The organism is Aminobacter anthyllidis, from assembly GCF_018555685.1.
In the GTDB taxonomy this organism is placed as follows: Bacteria; Pseudomonadota; Alphaproteobacteria; order Rhizobiales; family Rhizobiaceae; genus Aminobacter; species Aminobacter anthyllidis.
Window position 1 is genome coordinate 1 of sequence record NZ_JAFLWW010000024.1, and the last position, 4705, is coordinate 4705.

At 61.8% G+C, this 4705-nt stretch carries 5 protein-coding genes; all 5 read left to right on the forward strand.

The window, feature by feature from the left end; all coding sequences use genetic code 11:
* Positions 1-127: 127 nt before the first annotated feature.
* Complete coding sequence (locus J1C56_RS32625; RefSeq protein ID WP_214394050.1) at positions 128-1705, forward strand: nickel ABC transporter substrate-binding protein; 1578 nt, start codon at positions 128-130, stop codon at positions 1703-1705.
* An 11-nt stretch (positions 1706-1716) separates the two neighbouring features.
* Positions 1717-2652, forward strand: a complete 936-nt coding sequence (locus J1C56_RS32630; protein ID WP_214394051.1) for an ABC transporter permease — start codon at positions 1717-1719, stop codon at positions 2650-2652.
* Positions 2643-3551 carry an ABC transporter permease gene (locus tag J1C56_RS32635; protein WP_214394052.1) on the forward strand — a complete coding sequence of 303 codons (909 nt, stop codon included), beginning with the start codon at positions 2643-2645 and terminating at the stop codon, positions 3549-3551. Before J1C56_RS32630 ends, J1C56_RS32635 begins: the two co-directional genes overlap by 10 nt.
* Complete coding sequence (locus tag J1C56_RS32640) at positions 3544-4539, forward strand: ABC transporter ATP-binding protein (RefSeq protein WP_214394053.1); 996 nt, start codon at positions 3544-3546, stop codon at positions 4537-4539. The genes J1C56_RS32635 and J1C56_RS32640 overlap by 8 nt, the downstream gene beginning before the upstream one ends.
* Positions 4536-4705 (forward strand): ATP-binding cassette domain-containing protein (locus J1C56_RS32645; RefSeq protein WP_214394054.1); only part of this gene is annotated, 170 nt, incomplete at its 3' end. The genes J1C56_RS32640 and J1C56_RS32645, both read left to right, overlap by 4 nt.

A 4705-nucleotide genomic window follows, 5' to 3' on the forward strand; every position in this document is an offset into this window, starting at 1 on the left:
AAAAATACGATATTGACGTAACATTGTATACATGCCTAGAATGATATGTCTATACAAGTGAGCGCTAATTTCCGCAGCGGAAGTTTCAAGGCGCCAGGGAACGACCATCAAAGAGAGGAGCTACCCAATGTCATTGGACAGACGTTCATTTTTGCAGGTATCGACTGCGGCCGTAGGGCTGGTCATGGCCGAGGCCGCATTCGCCAGGATCGCCTATGCCGAGGGTGCAGCAGGCACGCTCCGTGTTGCGATCGCCAAGCCGGCCGGCAATCTCGATCCGCAGAGCCACTTCGCAATTTGGGCGATCCAGGATCTGATGTTCGAGCCGCTGGTGAAGTACGGCAAGGGCGGTCAGATCGAGCCTTGCCTTGCGAGCGACTGGAAGATCGAAGACGGCGAGAAGACCCTTCATCTCACGCTTCGGCAGGGCGTGACCTTTCAGGACGGCACCGTGTTCGATGCCGCGTCATGCAAATGGAATCTTGAGCGCTGGATGGGCAAGGAGCAGTTCAGCTGGATGAACTGCTCCAAGTACTTTGAGTCCCTGGAGGTGGTCGACGACTATCACGTTACCCTCCGTTTCAAGGAACCCGTCCTCGCGCTCATGCAGGAGCTTTCCTACACCCGACCGCCGCGTTTCCTGAGCCCGAAGTCTGTCGGCGCCGACGGCAAGTTCGGCGAGCCGGTTGGCACCGGACCATGGCGCCAGGTCAGTGCCGACGACACCCAGAGTGTCTTCGAACGCTACGACGGTTACTGGGGCGACAAGCCAAGTTACGAACGGCTGGAAGCCAAGGTCATCCCGGATGCGCGGTCGCGGGTTGCGGCACTGCGGGCCGGCGAGATCGATCTGATCGGTGGCTTCTGGATCGCGCCATTGACCTCGGAAGAAGCCAAGCAGCTCGAGGCGGCAGGCTTCAGCGTCGTCATCGACCCGGGCAACGTCTCACTGGTGATGGCCTTCAACCCCGACCGTGCGGAGGCGCTGAAGGACCAGCAGGTTCGCAAGGCTATCAGCATCGGCATCGACCGCGCGGCCATTTCGCAGGCTCTCTACCACGGTTATGCGAAGCCGGCCGGCAACCTGTTCTCGTCGGCGCTGCCATACGCCGGCGAGCAGCACGACGCTCCTGTCCGCGACGTGGCCGCTGCTTCGGCGCTGCTGGAAAAGGCGGGTTGGACGGGCAGTCCCATCCGTTCCAAGGATGGCAAGCCGCTGACGCTCGAGATGGTCGTCAGCCCCGATGCCGTTCCCGGCTCTCGCGTGATCGCCGAGGTGATCCAGTCCGAGATGAAGGAGATCGGTATCGACCTCGTCGTCCGTTCCGTCGACCATGCCTCCAAGCACACCGACATGCTCGAGAAGAAGTACGATCTCGGCTTCTTCCTCACCTATGGCGCTCCATACGATCCTTTCGGGACCGTCGTGGGGCTCTGCCTGTCGACCTTCAAGAACGACGTCGAAGGCAAGCTGGTCACTGACGCTGCCAATCTGGACCCGCTGATCAATGCGGCGACGGCGGCGACCGGAGACCAGATCGAGCCGACGATCCAGAAGGTCTACGACTGGCTGTATGACAACGACGCGATCGCGCCGCTGGTCTACGTTCCCAGCATCTGGGCGCATTCCAAGCGTGTCGAGGGCTTCACCAGTCCGGTCACCGAATACGACATGCCGTACGAAAAAATCGTGCTGGCCGACTAAGGGAGGGTGCCTTGATCCACTTCATCAGCAAGCGGCTGAAGCATTCCCTGGTCCTGTTGTTTCTGGCTTCCGTGGTCTGCTTCACGCTCGTGGTTTCGGCTCCCGGCAATGTCGCTGTACTTATAGCCGAGCTTCGGGGCGCGGCCTCAACACCGGGCTACGTCGAAAAGGTTGCCGAAGAGATCGGACTGAACAAGCCACTGCTGATGCGCTACGTGGATTGGCTTGGCGATGCCGTTACGGGTGATTTCGGCATCTCCTACAGGACGGGCCAGACGGTCAGCGCGGATCTGCCACAGCGCATGATGGTCACCGGAACACTTATCGCAGGCAGCGCCGTGATTGCGACCTTGCTCAGCCTGCTTCTCGGGTTCCTGGGTGCCTTCTGGCCCTACAAACTGCCAGACCGCGTTTCGCGCGGTCTGGCTCTCATCGGCGCCTCGACACCGACTTTCTTCGTCGGGGCGCTGATGATCTACGGCTTCTCCGTCACCTTCCAATTGTTCCCGTCCTTCGGTTTCAACGGTCCCGTAAGCTGGGTGCTGCCATGGCTCACCGTTGCGGTCCTGCCGGCAGCAGTGCTCAGCCGTGTCGTGCGTGTCGGACTGGAGGAGGCTATGACCAGCCCCTACGTGCTGACAGCCAAGAGCAAGGGACTGGGGCGCACCGCCATCCTGTTCCGCGAAGCGCTGCCAAACATCACGCCTGTCTTCATCAATGCGCTTGGCACCCAGGTGGGATTGATGACGGCCACGGGGATCATCGTCGAGCCGCTCTTCGCCTGGCAGGGTGTTGGTGACTACTTCCTCGCAGGCGTGCGCTTCCGCGACTTCATGGTGGTGCAGGCATGCCTGCTGATCTTCCTTGCCTTCTTCATCGTGGTGAACCTGATCGTCGATCTTGCGGTCCTGATGACCGATCCCCGCATCCGGCGCCAATGGAGCTGATCATGAACAAACTCAAACCTATTTTCGCCCGGCTGAACAAGTTCCCCCGCGTGGCCCTGGTCGTCATCGGACTGTTCGTTGCGCTGGGCACCTTTGCCCCCTGGCTCGCGCCTCAGGATCCCAGCGCGCAGAACCTGCTGCAAGGAGGCCTTGGACCAAGTGTCGCCCACTGGCTGGGCACCGACCATCTCGGGCGCGATACCCTCAGTCGCCTGATCATCGCCGCGAACACCTCGCTGGTCAGCGTTGGCTCGGTCCTCATCATCGCGATGACGATCGGCATCCTGATGGGCACGATCGCCGGCTATCACCGTGGCTGGGTCGATGACCTGCTGATGCGTGTCGTTGACGTCGGCCTGTCCATCCCCAGCCTGATCACCGCGCTGGCGGTCATCGGCATCGTCGGGCCGGGTTACTGGACCATGGTGCTGGCACTCGCGCTGGCATGGTGGCCGATGAGCGGTCGTATCAGCCGGGCGGTCGCTGTCAGCATCATGAGCAAGCCGCATATCGAAGCCCTGCGTGTGCTTGGCGCCAGCCCCTGGCGCATCTACTTCGGCCATCTGTTGCCCGGCACGATCGGCGCGGTCATGGTCTATGCGACAGCAGATGCCGGCACTGCCGCTTTGGCTGTCGCTACGCTCAGCTTCCTCGGTCTGGGCATCCAGCCGCCGACGCCGGAATGGGGACAGATGCTTGTCGACGCATTGCCTTATCTCGAGTCCGATCCGCGACAGGTCATCCTGCCCGGCCTGGCTCTGACGGCTGCGGTCATTGGCTTCAACACGCTCGGCGAAGCCATCGCGCTCAATCGCATCCCGAAGCCGCTGACCCGGCGCATGCTCGCCATGCGGCGGATCGAAGTCGCAGGCTGGGGCAAGGAGAATTCCGATGCATGACGAACCGCTTCTGAGCGTCAGCAATCTGACTGTCGACCTGTTGACGGCCAAATCCGCCATCCGTCCCGTTGACGGGGTAAGTTACACCGTCCGCCAGGGCGAATGCCTTGCCATCGTCGGCGAAAGCGGCAGCGGCAAGACCGTGATGAACTTCGCCCCCCTCGGTCTCATGCCGACTGGCGTAACGACGAGCCTGTCCGGATCCGTGCGCTTCGGCGGGCGTGAACTGATTGGATTGCCGGAGCCGGAAATCCGCAAGATACGCGGCAAATCCATCGGCTTCATCTTCCAGGATCCGATGAGCGCCCTCAATCCGGTGCGACGCATCGGCCGCCAGATTGCCGAGATGGCGGAGCTTCACCTCAACATGACACCGCGTGCGGCAGAGGCGCGTGCGCTGGAACTCGTCAAGCTTGTCGGCATCTCCGATCCATCTGCCCGGCTCCGCCAGTATCCTCACGAGCTGTCGGGCGGCCTCAGGCAACGCATCGTTATTGCCACGGCCCTGGCGGGCGAACCCAAGCTCCTGATCGCCGACGAGCCGACAACCGCTCTCGACGTGACGGTTCAGGCCCAGATCCTGCGCCTGCTCAAGGACCTGCAGCGACGGCTCAACATGGCCATGGTGCTGATCACCCACGACATGGGCGTCGTCGCAGGTGCCGCCGACAATATCGTCGTCATGTATGCGGCACGGGCGGCAGAACGCGGTCCGGTGGACAAGGTCCTGGTCACACCGCGTCACCCATACACACGGGGCCTCATCAACGCGATTCCGAAACGGGAAGACCCGATCGGTTCGCAGTTCCGTGGACTGCCCGGCATTCCGCCGACGCTCGGAGCTCCGTTCAAGGGTTGTGCCTTTGCGCCGCGCTGCGACTTTGCAGTCCCCACATGCACGGCCAGCCGGCCTCCCTTGGTGCCTTCGGCGGACGGTTCGGTCTTTGTCGCTTGTCCCGTCGTCAATGAAGGAAGGGCAGCAGCATGACACACAGACCCGTTCTTAAAGTCGAAAACCTGCAAACCAGGTTCAAGAGCGTCCAGCGCGGCAAGTTTGTGCATGCGGTCGACGACGTTTCCATCGAACTCTATCCGGGTGAAATCGTTGGCCTGGTCGGTGAGTCTGGTTGCGGGAAGTCGACGCTCGGGCGCAC